Genomic DNA, 17,206 nt, shown 5'->3' on the forward strand with positions numbered 1-17,206 from the left:
CTTCCGCTTCGGTCCCCAACCCCAAAGGTGCAGCCGATGTTCAATCCTCCCACCATCCGTAAAGTGTTCGAAGGTGTCGCCAGTCGCCACGAAATGTACACTCTGTTCAATCGCCATAGCCAATCGCCGTTCGACGATGACCGTATTTCCGGCAGGCGATATGTCGGCGAGTGGTTTGAGATATCCGAAGCCGATCACGACCACATGTTCGAGATCCTCCCGCCGCTGTTTTACCGCGGTGACATGTTCGCCATGCGCGAGTTTCTGGCCGCCAGCGTCACCAGTGTTTTCTTCGCGCTGACGATCGATAATCGGTCCCGATGGTTTCACGGCTATTGCGATCTAAGTGATCGACAGTCACCCGACCGCACACGCGCCGAGATCATCACCCGCGAATCCCGTCCGGTGCGCGCGATGAACCGACAGGAAAAACTCGATCATATCTGGAGCGCGACCGGTCCCGATTTTCGTGGTTATGCCGACGGTCGCTTTCCGGCTGACCTGCGCAATCGCCAGATTGTGCTCGTCTACCCCTCTGCTCAGGGCAAGATCTGGAAGCTGCTTGATGATCTGACCGACGAGGAGATCGCCGCCAAGCTGCCCGTGCAATTCCGTCTTTTGCCGGAAACCATCGCTGCCTGACGGCGGCCTTCATTTCCAACCTTCCACCATCAGCAGCCTGGCAACACCGCTTCTTCCGGCGAGTGTGCCTCGGCGCGCCCACTCACAGGAGTTTTCCAATGGCGCATGACGATCCTTTCACCATAGACCTGTTCGGTAATACAGCTCTCGCGTCCGGTTTCGATCTCGGAGTGCCGAGTTTCGCAGCAGAGTTCGGGACCGATATAGATATCGACCCGCCGCCATCGACGCCGGCGCCAGCCGCTCCGGTCCGCAAAGTACCGAAGCCCACACCGGAGATGCGGGCGAAGGTGGATTTCCGGCTGCAGGGTTTTCGCGGTCTCGCCAAAACCTGGCGCGACCGTGCGCGCGACAATATCGCCGCCATCCTGCTGGCGAACGAGATCGAACGTCACGGATTGCCGGCCCGACCTGACCAGCAGGAAAGGTTGATCAAGTTCACCGGTTTCGGTGCATCGGATCTGGCCAACGGCATTTTCCGGCGTCCCGGCGACAAGGCGTTTCGCAAAGGCTGGGAGGAGCTCGGCGGCAATCTGGAAAGTGCCGTTGCGGCAGGGGACTACGCGTCTCTGGCGCGGTGCACGCAATATGCCCACTTCACTCCGGAATTTATCGTTCGTGCCATCTGGTCGGGCCTAATCCGCATGGGGTTCAAGGGCGGTCGGATCCTGGAGCCGGGTATCGGGACGGGCATGTTTCCGGCGCTCATGCCCGAGGCGCTCTCCAAGGTGAGCCACGTCACCGGCGTCGAGCTCGATCCCGTCACTGCCCGCATCGTTCGGCTGCTACAACCGCGGGCCACGATCATCACAAGTGATTTCGCCCGGACGGATCTGCCAGCCCATTTCGATCTGGCGATCGGCAATCCGCCGTTTTCTGACAGGACGGTGAAGAGCGATCCGGCCTTCCGGTCTCTCGGTTTCCGGCTGCACGATTACTTTATTGCCAAGTCCCTCGACCGGCTGAAGCCGGGCGGTCTTGCCGCTTTCGTGACCTCGTCCGGCACGATGGACAAGGCCGACGCCCGCGCCCGCGAACACATCGCTGGCATGGCCGATCTCGTTGGTGCAATCCGCCTGCCCGAAGGCAGCTTTCGCGCCGACGCCGGAACGGATGTGGTCGTCGATATTCTCTTTTTCCGGAAGCGACGAGCCGACGACCAGGCTGGAAGCGGCAACTGGCTTGATCTCGCGGATGTCCAGTCCGCAGGTGAGGGCGACAGCGTCCGTATCAACAGGTGGTTCGTTGATCACCCCGACATGGTGCTGGGCCGCCATGCGATGACGTCAGGTCCATTCGGCGAGACCTATACCTGCCTCCCGTTCGGTAATGATCTCGAAACGAGCCTGAACGACGCGATCTGTCGGCTATCGGCCGACCTCTACGACGGTGACGTCACGCCGATCGATTTCGCGCTCGAGGACGAGGTGACCGAGGCGACGGCAGAGCGGCCAGACGATCCCAAGGTGCGCGAGGGAAGCTATTTCATTGGCAAGGCCACGGCGCTGATGCAGTTGGTGGATGGGATCGCTGTCCCGGTCAAGGTCAGGAAGGGCCGCAGCACTGATGGCATCTTTGCCAAGCACGCCCTGATCATCCGAAAGCTGATCCCGATCCGCGATGCGGTCCGGCTCATTCTCAAGCTTCAGGAACGCGACCAGCCGTGGACTCAGGCGCAGGTCTCGCTGCGCATCGCCTGGTCCAGTTTCGTGCGCGAGTTCGGTCCGATCAACTTCACCTCCGTCTTGACATCGGAGGATCCGGAAACCGGTGAGGTCAGGGAGGTCCATCGCCGGCCGAATCTTGCGCCTTTCCTCGACGATCCCGATTGCTGGTTGGTCGCCTCCATCGAGGACTATGATCTGGAGACCAACACCGCGAAGCCAGGACCGATCTTTACCGAGCGGGTGATCGCGCCTCCGCCCACACCCCTGATCACCTCTGCAATAGACGCGCTCGCTGTGGTTCTCAACGAACGCGGTCATGTCGACCCCGATCATATTGCCGAGTTGCTGCATCGTGACGTCGACGATGTCATCGGCGAACTGGGGGAGGCCATCTTCCGCGATCCGTCCGATGGCTCCTGGCAGATGGCTGACGCCTACCTATCCGGCGCAGTCCGCTCGAAGCTCACAGTTGCCCGGGCTGCCGCCCAGCTCGATCCGGTCTTCGCGCGAAACGTCACGGCGCTCGAACGTGTCCAGCCTGCTGACCTCAGGCCCTCGGACATCACCGCACGCCTCGGCGCGCCGTGGATCCCGGCCGATGACGTCGTTGCCTTCGTCAGCCAAACGATGGAGGCCGAGATCTCCATCCACCACCTGCCGGAACTGGCGACCTGGACGGTCAATGCCCGTCAGCTGGAATGGTCGGCATCCGGCACGACAGAATGGGGCACGCACCGCCGCCATGCCGGCCAGCTCCTGTCCGACGCGCTGAACTCGTCCGTGCCGCAGATCTTCGATACGATACGCGATGGCGAGAGCGAGCGTCGGGTGCTGAACACGGTGGAGACGGAGGCTGCAAAGGAAAAGCTCGCCAAGATCAAGACCGCCTTCCAGTCGTGGATCTGGTCGGATCCAGATCGCACCGACCGGCTGGCGCGCGTCTATAACGACACTTTCAACAACATCGCACCTCGCGCCTGTAACGGCGATCATCTCCAGCTTCCCGGCGCCTCAGGCGCCTTTTCTTTGTATGGACATCAGAAACGCGGCATCTGGCGGATCATCTCCGCCGGCGCCACCTATCTCGCCCACGCCGTCGGTGCCGGCAAGACGCTGACCATGGCTGCCGCCATCATGGAACAACGGCGGCTGGGCCTGATCAACAAGGCGATGCTGGTGGTGCCCGGCCATTGCCTGGCGCAGGCTGCCCGCGAGTTTCTGGCACTCTATCCCAATGCCCGCATCCTGGTCGCTGACGAAACCAACTTCGTCAGGGAGAAGCGCCATCGTTTCCTGTCCCGCGCAGCAACCGCCAACTGGGATGCCATCATCATCACCCATTCGGCATTCCGGTTCATCGCGGTGCCATCGGCGTTCGAAGCGCAGATGATCCAGGATGAGCTCGAGCTTTACGAGGAGCTGCTCACCAAGGTCGAACGCGACGATCGGCTGTCGCGCAAGCGCATCGAACGCATGAAGGAGGGCCACAAGGAACGGCTCGAGGCGCTGGCCACCCGAAAGGACGATCTGTTGACCATCTCCGAGCTTGGGATCGACCAGATCATCGTCGACGAGGCGCAGGAATTCCGCAAGCTGTCCTTCGCCACCAATATGTCGACCCTGCGCGGTGTCGATCCGAACGGCTCGCAGCGCGCCTGGGACCTGTTCGTTAAATCCCGCTTCGTCGAGACGAAGAACCCGGGCAGGGCGCTGGTGCTGGCGTCGGGCACGCCGATCACCAACACTCTCGGTGAGATGTTCTCCGTACAGCGGATGATGGGTCCGGCAGCATTGTCGGAACGTGGTCTGCACGAGTTTGACGCCTGGGCCTCGACATTCGGTGACACCTCGACCGAACTCGAACTGCAGCCGTCGGGCAAATACAAGCCGGTCACGCGCTTCAGCCAGTTCGTCAACGTTCCGGAACTGATCGCCATGTTCCGGTCGTTTGCCGATGTCGTGCTGCCCGCCGATCTCAGGACCTATGTGAAAGTCCCTGATGTCTCCGGCGGCAAGCGCCAGATCGTTACCGCAGAGCCTACCGCTGCTTTCAAGGCGTACCAGAAGCAACTTGACGCGCGGATCAAGGTAATCGAAATGCGCGACGGTCCGGCCAAGCCCGGCGACGATATCCTGCTCTCGGTCATCACCGACGGACGCCATGCGGCGATCGATCTGCGCCTGGTCGATCAGGTCATGGGAAATGAGACCACCAACAAGCTGAATGCGCTGGTGACGAACACCCACCGGATCTGGCAGGAAACAGGAGAGGCGGAGTATCGTCGCAAGGACGGCAAGCCATTTGACCGGCCGGGCGCTGGTCAGCTGATCTTCTCCGATCTGGGAACCATCTCCGTCGAGGCGACGCGCGGCTTTTCCGCCTATCGCTGGATTCGCGATGAACTGGTCCGATTGGGTGTGCCGGCTTCCGAAATCGCTTTCATGCAGGATTACAAGAAGTCGGATGCCAAGCAGAGGCTATTTAACGACTTCAATGCCGGCAAGGTCCGCGTGCTGATCGGCTCGTCGGAAACCATGGGTACCGGCGTCAATGTCCAGGCTCGTTTGAAAGCCCTGCATCATCTCGATGTTCCGTGGTTGCCATCGCAGATCGAACAGCGCGAGGGCCGGATCATCCGCCAGGGTAACCAGCATGACGAGGTCGATGTCTTCGCCTATGCGACACTCGGCAGTCTCGATGCCACCATGTGGCAGAACAACGAGCGCAAGGCTAGGTTCATTGCGGCGGCTCTGTCCGGCGACACCAGCGTTCGGCGTCTTGAGGATATGGGTGAGGGGCAGGCCAACCAATTTGCCATGGCCAAGGCCATCGCATCCGGCGACGAACGCCTCATGCAGAAGGCGGGACTGGAAGCCGAGATCGCCCGTCTCGACCGGTTGCGTGCCGCCCATATCGACGATCAGCACGCGATCCGCCGGCAGATCCGCGACGCCGAACGGGACATCGAATTTTCCAGCCGCCGGAGCGAGGATGTGGGCAAGGATATCGAGCTGCTGGCCCCAACATCTGGCGACGCCTTTGTCATGCAAGTTGGCGAAGACACATTCGACGAGCGCAAACTCGCTGGCCGCGCGCTGATGAAGGAAATCCTGACGCTGGTTCAGCTTCAGCAGGAGAAAGAAGTGATCATCGCCACCATCGGCGGCTTCGATCTCGCCTATCAGGGCGAACGGTTTGGCAAGGATGGTTATCGCTATGACACCCTGCTCCAACGCACAGGTGGAGACTACGAGATCGATTTGGCCGTCACCACCACGCCGATCGGCGCGATCTCCCGGCTCGAGCATGCGCTTGGCGGGTTTGAACAGGAACGCGAGAGCCATCGCATTCGCCTTGCCGATGCGAAACGCCGCCTCGCCTCCTACACACCGCGTCTGGGGGAAAGCTTCTCATTCGAAGCCGAGCTTGAACTCAAGCTGAGCCAACTGGACGAGATCGAGAGGGACCTGGCGGCAACCGCCGACGAACCAGAGGAGGATCGCAAGGAAGCTGCGTAAACAGCGGCATTTCAACGGCCACTTGAAACGCGATCGGGTCATACACATCTATCGGTCATCACCCGTTTCGATAGTTTCCTGCAGTGGCGATTGCCGCGCGTTTGAAACTGTCCGGGTTGGAAGGGCGCTCCCCGAAAGGGTCGAGCGCCCTTTCGTTTATGGCATCCAGACGCTATTCGCTGAGTTTGTAGATCGCCGCGTTGTCCTGCAGTTCCCGCAGGCCCTTGTACGAGGCGTGCCGTAACTTGCCATCGTCGGTCCAGGCGCGGTATTCGATCTCGGCGATCAGTGTCGGTTGAACGAAGACGACACCCTTTTTATCGACCGCTACCGGAGCACGCTTGGTCTTCAGCGTGTCCAGCGTCCGGCGGAGTTCAACTGCATCTTTCTCTTTGAAGCCAGTCCCGACCGAGCCGACATAGACAAACGTGTCGGCCTGATAGGCCGCCAGCAGCAGGCTGCCGATCCCACCGCGTGCTAGGACGCGGACTCATTATATGAAGCGATCCATATTCTTACCGCTGCAAGCTTGAGTGCTGCGAGGTAGTTTTCTGCGCGTCGATCGTATCGTGTGGCCAGGCCGCGCATCTGTTTGATGCGGTTGAAGAAACGCTCCACGAGATTGCGCTGGCGGTATACCCATCGGCTGAAGCTGAAGGTCTGTTTTCGATTGGCCTTTGCGGGGATATTCGCCCAACATTTTCGTTGCTTGACGAAGTTCCTTATAGCGTCTGTGTCGTAAGCCTTGTCGGCGAGTAGGGTTGCTCCAGGCTTCACGTCGCTCAGCAGCTTTTCGGCCATGGGTGCATCGGCGGCCTGACCGGCGGTAAGCACCAGTCGGATCGGTCGGCCATCGGCATCAACAAGCGCGTGGATTTTGGTTGTCAGGCCGCCACGCGAACGTCCCATGCAAGGATCGGCAGTGCCCCCTTTTTAGCGTTGGCACCATGCTGGTGAACGCGAACGCAGGAGGAATCTATCATCACGATGTCTCCATCGTAACGCTTTGAAACCGCATCAAGAAGGCGGTCCCAGACGCCAGCCTTGCGCCAACGCGAGAACCGATTGTAAAGCGTCGTGCGCGGGCCATAGCGTTCCGGTACATCTCGCCAGGACGAACCCGTTCTGAAACGCCACAAGATGCCGTTGATCACTCGACGATCGTCAACGCGTTTAATTCCACGGCTGTTGTTCGGCAAAAGCGGCTCGATGACCGCCCATTCCTCGTCGCTTAATTCGTGACGGCGCATACCAATCTCCTTCCAAAGAGATTGAATCACACAACATCAACAAGATGAACCCCGTTTATGGGGACGCGGCCTAGAGCGGACGGCTCGTATCCGACAATCACAAAGCTCTCGCTCTGGATGCATTTGATCTTCTGCCAGTCCCCAAGCCGGCCAGAGCGGTAGGTGCTGTTGCGGTGCTTGGCAATGATGCCTTCCAGGCCGTGCTCGCGCGCGGCCGCCAGAAGTGTCGCGCCATCGGCTTCGAGCGCCTCGGAGACGCGGATTACTCCCTCGCTTTCGCCGATCAGGTCTTCCAGCAGGTGACGACGTCCGGACAACTCCATCTTGGTCAGGTCATGACCGTCGAAATACAACAGGTCGAATGCGTAAAGGATGGCATCGTCTGACGCTTGTCTGCCTCCGCGTCCGCCCAGTGACCGTTGCAGCGCCCCAAAATCCGAACGTCCCGCTGCATCGAGCACGACGGCTTCCCCATCCAGAATGGCGGTCCCGACGCCAAGCTTGCGCGCAGCGGCGGCGATCGCCGGAAACCTGTCGGTCCAGTCATGACCGCCACGTCTGATGATCCGCACCGAGTTTGGTTCGATGTGAACCGCAATACGATAGCCGTCCCATTGATCTCGTAGATCCAGTCCGGTCCGGACGGCGGCTTTGCCTTCAACAACGCCAGGCACGGTTCGATGCGATCTGGCATCGGGTCGAAGGGAAGCTGCGGCTGCGCCGGATCGCGTCGTTTGCGCGGTCGCGAGCGGATCGGGAGATCCGTCTCCCGCAAAAGCGGCTGGGATTTTTTGCGCGGCGGCTTTGTCATAGCCAGAGTTCAGCAGCAATTGCTTAAAATCGTGTGACATCATCTGGGAATTGAGAAGGGGAGGAAAAGACGGGGGAGGAAAAGGAGACGGAAACCCGTTCGCAAGGACGGTCCAACGGCTGACGGTTCCCTCAATCGCGCCGGTCGCCGAGACCGGGCCAGCGTGCCTCGCAAGGCAGGTGTGCCTCGCTCTCCCGCAAGCCAGGTCTGCTCCGGCGCAATTGCAGCCGCCGGTCCGTCCTGCGGTTCGGGAGATGTCTTCGAGAAGAAGATGGGGAGGCAAGGACAGTCCGTCCGCCCGAAGCTCAAGAGGTAATTCCCATGCAGTTGATTACAGCCGATCCGCGCAGTCTGAAGGACAATCCCGACCGGTCCCGTCAGTCGAAATCCTCGCCGCAGTCCGACGCGCTGTTGTGCGCATCGATCAGGGCCATCGGTGTCGTGCAGCCGCCGATTGTCAAACTCGATCCCGAGGGCGGAAACAGCTACGTTATCGTCTTCGGACACCGCCGCGCCGCCCAGGCAATCGCCGCAGATCTCATGGAAATCCCGCTGCTGCTGGCTGATCCATCCGACGATCTCGGCGCCATGCAGTCGTTTGCGGAGAACATCGCCCGCGAACCGTTGAACCCTGTCGACCAGTGGCGCGCCATTGAGCGGCTGGTGGCTTTGGGATGGACCGAGGAGTCGATCGCCATGGCGCTGGCACTCCCCAGCCGGCAGATCAGAAAGTTGCGGCTTCTGGCCAATATTCTGCCCGCCATGCTCGACCAGATGGCGCGTGGCGATATGCCGAACGAGCAGCAGTTGCGCACGATCGCCGCCGCCGGTCAGGATGAGCAGGCCGAGGTCTGGAAGAAGTACAAGCCGAAGAAGCAGGATCCGCAGGTGTCCTGGTGGGAGGTCGCCCGGGCACTGACCACAACCCGGATGCTCGCCAAGCATGCAAGTTTCGGTGAGGATCTGGCACAGGCCTATGGCATCACCTGGGTCGAGGACCTGTTTGCACCCGCTGACGAGGACAGCCGCTATACGACAGATGTTGAGGCATTCCTCGGCGCCCAGCAGGAATGGCTTGCCAACAACCTGCCCAAGCGCGGTTCGGTCATCGAGGCCAACGAATACGGCCAGGCCAAGCTGCCCGCGAAGGCGCAACAGGTCTACGGCAAACCGGGCAAGGGTGACCTGACCGGCTGGTACATCAATGCGCGCGACGGGTCGGTCCAGTCCGTTGCCTACCGCATGCCCGAGGTGAAGAAGCCGAAGCTGGTCAAGGGTGCCGATGGTGTCGAAACCGTCGTCGAGGAGGTCGAAGCTCCGAAAGTGCGGCCCGATGTGACCCAGAAGGGTCTCGACATGATCGGGGACTTGCGCACCGATGCTCTGCACGAGGCGCTTGCCCGTGCGCCGATCGAGGACGATACGCTGATGGCTCTGCTCATTCTGGCCTTCACCGGCATGAACGTCACGGTCGCCAGCGGTGCATCGGACAATCCCTACGGTCATGCCAAATGCGCACCGCATGCTGCTCGGCTGATCGGCGAGGACGGCAAGCTGTCCTTCGATCGCGAGACGCTGGTGCAGGCTGCGCGCTCGGTGCTCATCGAAGTCCTGTCTCTGCGGCGCAATCGCTCCGATAGCGGACTGATCGCCCGTATTGCCGGCGACGCTGTCGGTGCTGACGAGTTCCTGCCCAATATGGCGACGGAAGACTTCCTCTCATGCCTGTCACGCACTGCACTGGAGGCTGCAGCGGAAACAGCAGGCGTGCCCGGCCGGATCAAGGTGAAAGACACCCGTGCGGCTCTGGTCGAGCATTTTGCCGAGGGAAAACTTGTGCATCCGGCAGCGCTGCTCGCGCCTTCGACTGAGGACGTGCGGTCCTGGGCTGGACGTTTTGCCAGTGTTGATAGCGGATCGGAGGATGTTCGCGACGATCCCGATGCTCTCGGAGATCAGCTTTCCGGTGTTGACCTCGTGGACCATTCCGCCACCGACGAAGAGGCGGACGAAGGTTTCCGCGAGGCCGCCGAATAGCATCGGTCGAACGAGTCTGAACCCGACGCCGCTGGCTGATGCCGGCGGCGTTTTCATTTCGAGCAAACAGTAGGAGTTTGTCATGGCAGAGATCCATGATGCCGTGGCCACAGAAAAAGCGGCCCATGAGACTGAACTACGGACATTGGACCGGCCGACGATACGGGCCGGAGCATCGACGCCATGGGGTATGGCGCAGATCTCGCGGCAATTCGCCGACGGTATCGTTCTGCATTCGACCGCCAGCCATGGTGGTTTCCATCTCGACGAGAATGCCAATGCCACCATCCATCCCCTCTATCGTAATGACACCGAATTTTACGAAGAGGATTGTGAATGGGCGAAGGTTGCCCATGCTTTCCCGCATTTATTCACGACCTATGAACGTCGGTTGGCTGATCGGACGCTTCGCGACTATTTCCCTGATGCCTACGAGCGCGTCACGGGCGCAATACTGAACGGTAGTCAGTCTCACATGCGGGACAGGCAGGAATTCGAGAGCCGCCATCGCGATGACTGGGTCGTCATCGCGGCCCTCAATTCCGATCACCAGCCTGGCTTTGTCGAATGCATCGCGACGCTGGGTGGGATCCGGGGCGAGACCGGCGAACGACGGTTCCTGGTTCCAGGCTCCGACTACACGATCGGCCGACATGGCTTCGTCATCGATCCACAGAAGCACCAGCCATATGACGGTCCGTCCAGCTTCGTGACCTGGGCGACGCGGCAATGACAGCCGCGTCCACTGACACCGACGCTTCCCGAAGTCATGTGATCGATATCATCACGTTTTATCGCAGGATCTGGGCACGGCAGCAGGATTGTCGCTCCCGGCGGGCAGAGCGGACGAGGCGAACGAAGGCGCGGTGGAAATGCAAGGCAGGGCATGGCCCACCATCGACTACTGCACGCATATCAAGGGAGCCGGGTGAGAGCGGAAAACCCGGCCAAGGTGAGGGTGCGATAGAGCGTTGATCGAAGCGCAGAAGCCAGGGCACGGGGGCAACCGGCTTGCACTGGAGTATGCTGGGATCGAGATTTGTCAGTGCCCTTTGTGATGACGCGGCGTTGCCAACGTCGGATCCGGATTGCGATTGCATCATGTTGCCGCGAACCAGATCGTCGGCCGACACAGCACCTCGGTTTTGCTGCGGTCTGACATGGGCGCGTCCCGGTCAAAGGCCGCTTCGCGCCGCGTTGCGGCAGGATCATCGCCTCGTCGCAGGGCAGGCCCGCGTCTGTCGCAGCCCGCTTAAGGGCGGGCCGCACCATCCGCAAACCTTCCCCGCTCCTCCTGGCGACGCCCTGACCTTGGGCCGGGCCGCTGACGCCCATGTCCTTTTGCCCGCACCCGAGGGGCTGAGCCGGACGACGTCAGGCACCCCGGGCTTCGCTGAAACATCGCTCATAAAGGATCCGATCATGGCACCGCTCAACCGCTCCACCCAGAAAAACCGTCCCGCAAAATCCCAGCGCGCCACCACACTCGAAATGGTCACGCTCGCCTGCCCCGACGCGACCCAGGCACTGCGCATATCCGAAAGCTTCGGCCTTGCCCTCATCGACAGCGACGGTATCCGCGATCTCCACCGCGGCCAGTTCATCGAGAGCGCCGATGCCCTGAAGGAGGGCCTTGCCGAAAAGGCCATGCAGATCCACATGCAGCGCATCGTCGGATCCTTTGTCGGCTCAGCCTACGGCGCCGGGCAATTCTACAGCCGCGCGGTCACCGAGGCCCGCGATCTCACCACGAAACTCTCCAACAATACCAGAGACGAGGACCTCGACGGCCCGGTCGGTTTCGACAGTCGCGCCCAGCGGAAGCGCGAGTTCGCAGCCGACATGGGCCTGCAGGCCCACGTGCTTCGCATGGCAGCCGAAGGCGCCGTATCGGCTTACGAGGACATCACAGGCGAAACCTGGAAGCCCTACGAGCGCACGGTCGAGCAGCCTGCCAACTCGGTCGACAGACAAGCCGCCACTGCCCAGATGTCAGCATTCGAATAGGACGATCGCGGGGCTTCGGCCCCGCCTTCCTTCAGCGTCCGCAACGTCGTTGCTACCTGGTTCGGAAAAAGAAAAAAGGGCCGACGGAAAACCGCGGCCCATAAAGTGCGAAAGTCATGGACCTCCAGAGGGGAACAGCTGCTGCGGCGGAACTGGGAGGAAGCCGCCATGTGCATCAGCTGACGCCTGTATGCATGAATTTTCATCGCCATGCACCTAATTTTTGTGCAGTGCAGCTATGCGTTCGTGGCTTGAAGGAACGTAACCCAGTGTTCCGGCATCTTTTCGGCGCGCTTTTCGGGCGAACACTACCAGGTGATCAACGGAGACTTGCGCAGCCACCGATTGTGGTGAGTTGATCTAGCATGAAGGTCGAAAACCGGACTTAGATCCACACTCAGCGCTAGCAAGACCGCACAGGCGGCGAAAAAGGCTCCTTTGTTAGTGATATCGCAGCTTCCCCGCAAACGATGTTGTTTTGGGCGACTCGGTTACATCGTCAATGACAGGATCGACCGGATTCACGCCAAATGAACGGTGACATCAGTCTCTACCAGCCCGAAGCCTTCCAGCATCGCGCGCTGGCGGTGTGCCGAACATCCGCGAGTACTCCCGACTGAATTGGGACGCACTTTCATATCCGACCGCAAATGCTGCGCTTGTCGTGTCGGTGTCAGCGAGCAGTAGCCGCCTCGCCTCCTGCAGGCGGAGAGTCTTCTGATATTGCAAGGGGCTCATGGCAGTGGCAGCTCGGAAATGGCGATGAAATGTCGCGACACTCATCCCGGCGATTTCCGCCAGTTCTTCAATTTTGACAACGCGATCCAAGTTGGTGCGCAAACGGGCAATAGCGTCCCGCACCTGTGAGATCCTGCTACCGGCTCGGGCTGCCTGGCGTAGCAGCGCCCCCTGCGGGCCTTGCAAAAGGCGAAACAGGATCTCGCGCTCAATCATTGGTGCCAGCGTATCGATTTCATCTGGCGCATCTAGCAACCGCAGCATCCTTGACCAAGCATCGAGCAATTCGGGCGTCATAGCGCCTACGGCAAAAGCTATGGTATCCCCATCGGCTTTGGACGGTGTATCAACAACCAGATTCGAAAGGATTTCTTGGTCGATCGCAAGCCGTACTGCCACGTAGGGCGCCTCGGGCAAATCCTCAATGGTGACGCGCGATGCGGGCACGTCGATCGAAGCGATGAAAAAATGATTGCTATCGTAGCGCAGTGTGCGGTCCCCGATGACGACTCGCTTGGTGCCTCGCAAGACGATGCCAAGCATCGGCTGATATAGAACCCCAACCGGCCAGCTCTCCTTCTGCGCGGCATGGACGCTAACGCGCGGGATCGACGCTCCTCCCAATTGGGTGGCATGACGATATGCTAGATCGGCGAGAGTTTCGTGCATTAAATCTATATAGATTTCACGGAGCGTCCGCGCAAGATTCCGCCGGAGTAAAACGGCCAATGATCGGATCAGGCAAAAATCTGCGACAATCGGGCGCGAAGAAGCCGGGGGCGGGTGCCATAAATGGGACATACGCCTACCCGTTTCGTTTCACTCAGGAGAGCTTCATGCGCTATAACATCCTCGGCCGCACCGGCCTGTTCGTTTCCGAACTCTGCCTCGGCACCATGACCTTCGGTGGCGGGAGCGGCATTTACAGCAGCATGGGCGGCCTACAGCAGAAAGAGGCTGACGGTCTGGTTAAGACGGCGATTGATGCTGGCATCAATTTCATCGACACGTCCGACGTCTACTCAAAAGGTCATTCCGAACAGATCACGGGCCAAGCGTTGCGGAACGTCGGCATCTCACGGGAAGATGTGATCGTCGCCACCAAATTCTTTGGGCCTACGGGCGACGGCCCGAATGCGCGCGGCACGTCTCGCTCGCATATGCTCTACGCCCTGGAGGCGAGCCTCAAGCGCCTTCAGGTCGACCATATCGATTTGTACCAGATCCACGGTTTCGACCAGATCACGCCGATGGAGGAGACTCTGCGTGCGCTCGAAACTGTCGTCCAACAGGGCAAGGTCCGTTATATCGGCGTCTCCAACTGGGCCGCCTGGCAGATCTCGAAAGCGATCGGTATCTCCAACCAGTTCAACCTGGCCCGCTTCGCGTCGCTTCAGGCACAGTACACGATCGCCGGACGCGACCTAGAGCGTGAACTTGTGCCGATGATGGAATCCGAAGGCCTTGGTCTGATGGTGTGGAGCCCGTTGGCTGGCGGTTTTCTGTCAGGCAAATATACCCGCGATGGCGTCAAGGAAGGCGACAACCGCCGCGCCACCTTCGATTTCCCGCCAGTGAATGAGGAACGCGGTTACAACGTCATCGACGCAATGAAGCCGATCGCGGAAGCCAAGGACGTCTCGATCGCCCAGATAGCACTCGCCTGGCTGCTCCACCAGAAGGCTGTCACCAGCGTAATCATCGGTGCCAAGAAGCCAGAGCAACTCGATGATAACATCGCCGCGACCAAGGTGGCGCTGACCGACGCCGAACTGAAAACACTCGACGAGGTCAGCAAGCTGCCCGCGGAATATCCCGGCTGGGTATTCGAGTTCCAGAGCAAGGTCCGTGGTGACCAACTCAAGCAGGAACCGCGTGGGGCCTGAGACCGTCAGCTTTCAGCAAAGGTGGAAACAGTCGGCCCACAACCACACACGAAGGAAATCGCAAATGAAATTTCGCAAACTTGGAGAACTCGAAGTCTCTGCCATGGGCTTGGGCTGCATGGGCATGAGCTTCTTTTATGGAACGCCGCCCGCCCCAACTGAAATGACACACTTACTGCGCGCGGCAGTCGATCGCGGCGTGACGTTCTTTGACACTGCCGAAACCTATGGCCCATTCACCAATGAGGAATTACTGGGCTCGGCGCTGGCGCCTGTACGAAATCAAGTGGTGATCGCAACGAAGTTTGGCATCAGGCATGGCGAGAATGGTCCAACCCCTCTCTCGGGCTTGGACAGCAGACCCGAACATATCCGTCAGGTGACGGAAGCGTCGCTCAAGCGCCTCAAAACCGATCGCATTGACCTGCTTTATCAGCACCGCGTCGATCCAAATGTCCCTATCGAGGATGTTGCTGGGACAGTCAAAGATCTGATTTCAGAGGGCAAAGTCACACATTTCGGTTTGTCAGAGGCCAGTGCGACGACCATTCGCCGCGCCCACGCCGTGCAACGTGTGACCGCCGTGCAAAGCGAATACTCTCTTTGGATGAGAGATCACGAAGCGGAAGTCATTCCAACGCTCGAGGAGCTCGGTATCGGGTTCGTACCCTTCAGCCCGCTCGGTAAGGGTTTTCTGACGGGCAAAATGGATGCCAGCACACCGTTGGCCGACAATGATCTACGCCGTCTGCTGCCCCGCTTTACGCCCGAAGCCATGCAAGCCAACCAAGCGCTGGTCGACTTGCTTCAGCAGATCGCGACCGCCAAACAGGCGACCCTGGCCCAGATCGCGCTTGCTTGGGTGCTAGCGCAGAAGCCGTGGTTTGTGCCGATCCCGGGCACTACCAAGCTACATAGACTGGAAGAAAATCTAAGCGCTATCGACCTTGATTTAACGTCTCAGGATCTGCAGAGAATCGACGAAGCAGCGGCGCACATCCAGATCGAAGGTGCGCGCTTCCCCGAGAGCCTGAAGTCGATGTTCGACCAATAGAGTAACAGAGCTATCGTGGTGGGAACGAGGTTGCCGGCGTACGCGTCGACTGATGTACCCTACTCGCTACGCTTGCCCGCATCGGTCGGGTCGGACCTGTGCATCCCGAACGCCTTCGTCGCTGTGTCAGGAAACAATCTCCCACATGCAGTCATTGTCATTGGCTTCGACCAATCGTTCGGGCTTGTCAGCGTTATGCATCAATTCCCATTGTCGCCACCCGATGGTGCCCTTTCCGTACCCCTTGATCCGCCAGCTGGCACGTCCACTGCGGTCTCGATGGGGCATGTCTGACCAAAGACCGCCTCGCGATGCTCGGCTCGATCGGCATCCGCAACGGCCGGGTCGTTTTCTTCCCCTGTGCGCTGAAGCGCCCATTCCTCGCGAGACAAGAAAGCCTTTTCCTGGCCATCCTCCACTCCGTTTCGGCCTTTCAGGTGCAGGCCGATCGCCTCTGGTCCAATCGACTGCCATCGAGGCCGCGATGGACGCGGCCCGAACAACCGAAAAGGAATACGACAATGGCAACCATCGGCTTTTTCACCGCTTCCAGCAACGGCTTCTCCGGCACCATCAAGACCCTCAACCTCAACGTCAAGGCAACCATCCGCACCGTCGAGCGCACTTCCGACAAAGGCCCTGACTACCGCATCCTCGCGGGAGCCACGGAATTCGGCGCAGCCTGGAAGAAGACCTCCAACGAAGGTCGCGACTACCTCTCCGTCAAGCTCGACGACCCGAGCTTCCCGGCCCCGATCTACGCAACGCTGATCGAGGTCGAAGGCGAGGAAGGTCTCTCTCTCATCTGGTCCCGGTCGAACCGGGACTGAGACTGGATGCCCCGCCCGCCAAGGCGGGGCTCTCCACGTCAGGGATCACTTGTTCAGCGCATCCTTGAGCGCCTTGGCAGGCGCAAAGGTCAGCTTCTTCGATGCGGCGACCGTCATCTTCTCTCCGGTCGCCGGATTGCGACCCTCGCGCTCAGGCGAAGCCTTCACCTTAAACTTTCCGAAGCCTGGGATCGACGTTTCAGCGTCGGAGCCTGCAGCATCGGCGATAGCCTGAAAGACGGATTCTACGATGCCCTTGGCCTGAACCTTGGTCAGGCCGTTGTCAGCTGCGATCTTGTCGGCGATTTCGTTGGTGGTGGTCATGGAATTCCTCATCTTCTTATCAAAGATAAAATCCGTGTCAGCTTCTGACCAAGTTGTCATCGGCGATGATGAAGACGAGTGTCAGATCCGCTTGATGTCCACAGGTCGTTTTGGCCGATAACCTCGTTTGCGCTTCTCGCGAAGCACGTCGAGGAACAGGTTGATGGCCTGGCTCTCATTATCGAACAGATGCACCATCTGCTGTCCGCGCGTTCCAATCCGCCCCCAGGCGCGTACAAGCGAGACATCGCCGAACAATGTCGGCTGAACGGCGAGCGTGTAAAACCGCGCCATATTTTTTTCCGGCGCGATACGCTCGACGTAGAGGTGGTAGGGCTGCTTGATCATAAGAGCAGAATCGCGCGTTCGGATTCCGCCGTCCAATGAGAGTTTTGAATCGGTCGGGCATTATCGATTCACAACTTTGATCTGTCGTGGTCC

At 59.9% G+C, this 17,206-nt stretch carries 14 protein-coding genes and 1 pseudogene; 8 read left to right on the forward strand and 7 right to left on the reverse strand.

All coding sequences use genetic code 11. The annotated features are described in order from the left end of the window. The first annotated feature begins 36 nt into the window (after positions 1 to 36). A complete protein-coding gene (locus RMR16_RS25830; RefSeq protein WP_320187971.1) occupies positions 37 to 642 on the forward strand; it encodes a DUF1419 domain-containing protein in 606 nt (201 codons plus the stop codon). A 98-nt stretch (positions 643 to 740) separates the two neighbouring features. Then, positions 741 to 5,828 (forward strand): helicase-related protein, encoded by a 5,088-nt coding sequence (locus RMR16_RS25835; RefSeq protein WP_320188360.1) that lies wholly within the window; start codon positions 741 to 743, stop codon positions 5,826 to 5,828. A 172-nt stretch (positions 5,829 to 6,000) separates the two neighbouring features. On the opposite strand, the gene RMR16_RS25840 is transcribed toward RMR16_RS25835, so the two are convergent. The 3 genes and pseudogenes from RMR16_RS25840 to ligD all read right to left on the reverse strand — a co-directional run. After that, positions 6,001 to 6,294 carry a hypothetical protein gene (locus RMR16_RS25840; protein ID WP_320201339.1) on the reverse strand — a complete coding sequence of 98 codons (294 nt, stop codon included), beginning with the start codon at positions 6,292 to 6,294 and terminating at the stop codon, positions 6,001 to 6,003. 11 nt (positions 6,295 to 6,305) lie between these two features. After that, positions 6,306 to 7,078 (reverse strand): IS5 family transposase gene (locus RMR16_RS25845; RefSeq protein ID WP_413786034.1). Its coding sequence is split into 2 segments (ribosomal slippage): positions 6,306 to 6,742 and positions 6,742 to 7,078, totalling 774 coding nucleotides; the frame shifts between segments, so codons are not numbered across the junction. 41 nt (positions 7,079 to 7,119) lie between these two features. Then, positions 7,120 to 7,889, reverse strand: a pseudogene (gene ligD / locus RMR16_RS25850) (non-homologous end-joining DNA ligase); the annotation flags it as partial. Positions 7,890 to 8,210: 321 nt separating this feature from the next. On the opposite strand from ligD, the gene RMR16_RS25855 reads away from it, so the two are divergent. From RMR16_RS25855 to RMR16_RS25865, 3 genes are all read left to right on the forward strand, one after another. Continuing rightward, positions 8,211 to 9,926: a ParB/RepB/Spo0J family partition protein gene (locus RMR16_RS25855; protein WP_320189033.1), complete on the forward strand. Its 1,716-nt coding sequence runs from the start codon at positions 8,211 to 8,213 to the stop codon at positions 9,924 to 9,926. 82 nt (positions 9,927 to 10,008) lie between these two features. After that, entirely contained in the window at positions 10,009 to 10,659 is a 651-nt protein-coding gene (locus tag RMR16_RS25860) for a DUF7007 domain-containing protein (protein WP_320189034.1), read from the forward strand. Positions 10,660 to 11,348: 689 nt separating this feature from the next. Further along, the gene (locus RMR16_RS25865) at positions 11,349 to 11,933 is read left to right on the forward strand and encodes a hypothetical protein (protein ID WP_320189039.1); all 585 of its coding nucleotides are present in this window, start codon (positions 11,349 to 11,351) and stop codon (positions 11,931 to 11,933) included. A 543-nt stretch (positions 11,934 to 12,476) separates the two neighbouring features. Here RMR16_RS25865 and RMR16_RS25870 read toward each other — a convergent pair. Then, positions 12,477 to 13,472 carry an AraC family transcriptional regulator gene (locus RMR16_RS25870; protein ID WP_320187975.1) on the reverse strand — a complete coding sequence of 332 codons (996 nt, stop codon included), beginning with the start codon at positions 13,470 to 13,472 and terminating at the stop codon, positions 12,477 to 12,479. 35 nt (positions 13,473 to 13,507) lie between these two features. Here RMR16_RS25870 and RMR16_RS25875 point away from each other — a divergent pair, with 35 nt between their 5' ends. Then, entirely contained in the window at positions 13,508 to 14,557 is a 1,050-nt protein-coding gene (locus RMR16_RS25875) for an aldo/keto reductase (RefSeq protein WP_320187976.1), read from the forward strand. Positions 14,558 to 14,621: 64 nt separating this feature from the next. After that, the gene (locus RMR16_RS25880; RefSeq protein ID WP_320189036.1) at positions 14,622 to 15,611 is read left to right on the forward strand and encodes an aldo/keto reductase; all 990 of its coding nucleotides are present in this window, start codon (positions 14,622 to 14,624) and stop codon (positions 15,609 to 15,611) included. 200 nt (positions 15,612 to 15,811) lie between these two features. On the opposite strand, the gene RMR16_RS25885 is transcribed toward RMR16_RS25880, so the two are convergent. Continuing rightward, positions 15,812 to 16,003, reverse strand: a complete 192-nt coding sequence (locus tag RMR16_RS25885) for a hypothetical protein (protein ID WP_320189037.1) — start codon at positions 16,001 to 16,003, stop codon at positions 15,812 to 15,814. A 129-nt stretch (positions 16,004 to 16,132) separates the two neighbouring features. Here RMR16_RS25885 and RMR16_RS25890 point away from each other — a divergent pair, with 129 nt between their 5' ends. Beyond that, positions 16,133 to 16,441: a DUF736 domain-containing protein gene (locus tag RMR16_RS25890; protein ID WP_077122629.1), complete on the forward strand. Its 309-nt coding sequence runs from the start codon at positions 16,133 to 16,135 to the stop codon at positions 16,439 to 16,441. Between the two features lie 45 nt (positions 16,442 to 16,486). On the opposite strand, the gene RMR16_RS25895 is transcribed toward RMR16_RS25890, so the two are convergent. Beyond that, complete coding sequence (locus RMR16_RS25895; RefSeq protein ID WP_003518435.1) at positions 16,487 to 16,765, reverse strand: HU family DNA-binding protein; 279 nt, start codon at positions 16,763 to 16,765, stop codon at positions 16,487 to 16,489. 81 nt (positions 16,766 to 16,846) lie between these two features. Beyond that, complete coding sequence (locus tag RMR16_RS25900; protein ID WP_103588107.1) at positions 16,847 to 17,113, reverse strand: WGR domain-containing protein; 267 nt, start codon at positions 17,111 to 17,113, stop codon at positions 16,847 to 16,849. Between the last annotated feature and the right edge of the window lie 93 nt (positions 17,114 to 17,206).

The organism is Agrobacterium sp. rho-13.3, assembly GCF_033957765.2.
Taxonomy (GTDB): Bacteria; Pseudomonadota; Alphaproteobacteria; order Rhizobiales; family Rhizobiaceae; genus Agrobacterium.

What these genes read in the sequence shown, in the direction of transcription:
- RMR16_RS25865 (WP_320189039.1), top strand. Translation starts at nt 11,349, where the DNA reads ATGGCACCGCTCAACCGCTCCACCCAGAAAAACCGTCCCGCAAAATCC.
- RMR16_RS25900 (WP_103588107.1), bottom strand. Translation starts at nt 17,113, where the DNA reads ATGATCAAGCAGCCCTACCACCTCTACGTCGAGCGTATCGCGCCGGAA.
- RMR16_RS25860 (WP_320189034.1), top strand. Translation starts at nt 10,009, where the DNA reads ATGGCAGAGATCCATGATGCCGTGGCCACAGAAAAAGCGGCCCATGAG.
- RMR16_RS25875 (WP_320187976.1), top strand. Translation starts at nt 13,508, where the DNA reads ATGCGCTATAACATCCTCGGCCGCACCGGCCTGTTCGTTTCCGAACTC.
- RMR16_RS25895 (WP_003518435.1), bottom strand. Translation starts at nt 16,765, where the DNA reads ATGACCACCACCAACGAAATCGCCGACAAGATCGCAGCTGACAACGGC.
- RMR16_RS25880 (WP_320189036.1), top strand. Translation starts at nt 14,622, where the DNA reads ATGAAATTTCGCAAACTTGGAGAACTCGAAGTCTCTGCCATGGGCTTG.
- RMR16_RS25855 (WP_320189033.1), top strand. Translation starts at nt 8,211, where the DNA reads ATGCAGTTGATTACAGCCGATCCGCGCAGTCTGAAGGACAATCCCGAC.
- RMR16_RS25830 (WP_320187971.1), top strand. Translation starts at nt 37, where the DNA reads ATGTTCAATCCTCCCACCATCCGTAAAGTGTTCGAAGGTGTCGCCAGT.
- RMR16_RS25835 (WP_320188360.1), top strand. Translation starts at nt 741, where the DNA reads ATGGCGCATGACGATCCTTTCACCATAGACCTGTTCGGTAATACAGCT.
- RMR16_RS25890 (WP_077122629.1), top strand. Translation starts at nt 16,133, where the DNA reads ATGGCAACCATCGGCTTTTTCACCGCTTCCAGCAACGGCTTCTCCGGC.
- RMR16_RS25870 (WP_320187975.1), bottom strand. Translation starts at nt 13,472, where the DNA reads ATGTCCCATTTATGGCACCCGCCCCCGGCTTCTTCGCGCCCGATTGTC.